The sequence below is a fragment of the Bacteroides sp. RTP31139st1_H2_RTP31139_211217 genome, assembly GCF_040227615.1.
Taxonomy (GTDB): Bacteria; Bacteroidota; Bacteroidia; order Bacteroidales; family Bacteroidaceae; genus Bacteroides; species Bacteroides uniformis.
In genome coordinates this window covers 3,117-4,575 of sequence record NZ_JBCNZM010000250.1, presented here as the reverse complement: position 1 = coordinate 4,575, position 1,459 = coordinate 3,117, and the positions used below count along the sequence as shown (strand labels likewise).

1 protein-coding gene and 1 pseudogene are annotated in these 1,459 nt (G+C 30.6%); both read left to right on the top strand.

The window, feature by feature from the left end; all coding sequences use genetic code 11:
- On the top strand, window positions 1-992 hold a 992-nt coding region (locus ABUA47_RS23215; protein ID WP_349832127.1), incomplete at its 5' end, for an O-antigen ligase family protein.
- Window positions 979-1,459, top strand: a pseudogene (locus ABUA47_RS23210) (hypothetical protein); the annotation flags it as partial. The gene ABUA47_RS23215 and the pseudogene ABUA47_RS23210, both read left to right, overlap by 14 nt.

The window sequence follows — 1,459 nt, the reverse complement described above, 5'->3', positions numbered from 1 at the left end:
GTGCTAGAGTTTATGTAAATATATATATAGATGGTATTTATAATACAATTTTTGAGAATAATATAACATACATAGTGTATTTCTTTCTGCTTGCAGCTCTTCCTTATCAAGCATGTAGGCGCATTCCTTTTTCCAAGATACATATAGAAACTCTTCTTGTAATATTATTTGTGTTTTATTTTTTAGCTTTAATTTATTCGTTTTCTAATGTAATGACTTCTATTGCGATGAAAACTTATGTTGGCAATGAGGGGCGGTTTGAGGCTAACGCTATGCTAGATACGATTGGCTATGGACATTTAGGACTGACACTGGTTCTCATTTCATTTTCTCTTCTTATTTGTCATCATAAAAAACTGATTATTGGTATATTGGGAGGATTAGGAATATTATGTGGGGCATTGTCTATTATCCTTGCTAATTCAAGAAGTCCAATGTTGGCTTTATTAGTATGCTTAATAATTATCTTCAGTAATCGTATTAGTTTCAGACTATTATTGCTTATTTCTATTTTAGTTTCTTTGTTTATTATCTATATTGATGAAATTAATATCTTTTTTCAAGAGGTTTTTAAAAGTCAATTTATAGATCGCTTTCTTACAATTTTTAAAGGGGATGGAAATGGTATGTCTGGAAGAAATATTTACTATAACCAAGGTTGGGCAATCTTTTCTGATAATCCCTTATTAGGACAATCTTTTTTGCTCACTTCAGGTGATATAAAGGGGGATTATGTTCATAATTCTTTTTTGGAAAGCTTAATGGCAGGGGGACTTTTGGGAGGAATACTATATATAATAATGACTCTTTGGGGAGTGACTTGTTCTTATAAGCTAATTAATAATCGCAGTAGATATATATTTTTTGCACTCTTTTTTATTCAGATGTTGACTTATTCATTGTTTTCACGTTCATTCATAGCATTACCATTGTATTGGGTTTCTTTGTCATCTGTATTTTCAATTTATCAATTAGAATATGGAAAATCTTAGAATTGTAATTGTAACAGCTTACTATTATCCATTAAACGTACCAAGGGCTTTTCGTGCAACGGAATTGGCTCATGAATTTGCTAGAAGAGGACATCAAGTAACGGTTATAAATGCAATAACAGTATTAAACTCCGATGGGGTATTGTTGTCTATAGATAAAACACCTAATGTTAAACTGATAAATTTGCATGCCTTTAAATGGTGTATTGATAGTTCCAAAAAAGTACAATACAGTAATAGTGGATTCTTTTCAAATATTAAACAATATCTCGGGAAGTTTTTGTTTTATATTTCTACCAATAAATGGTTTTATTTGTACCTAAAAGTTAAGAATTTATTGACTTTTGAACAAAAATACGACTTATTAATCTCAATAGGTCTTCCTTTTGCCATTCATTGGGCAGTAGCACATAAAATTGCAGGTCGGAATATTGCCGATTGTTATGTTGCAGATTATGGTGATCCTT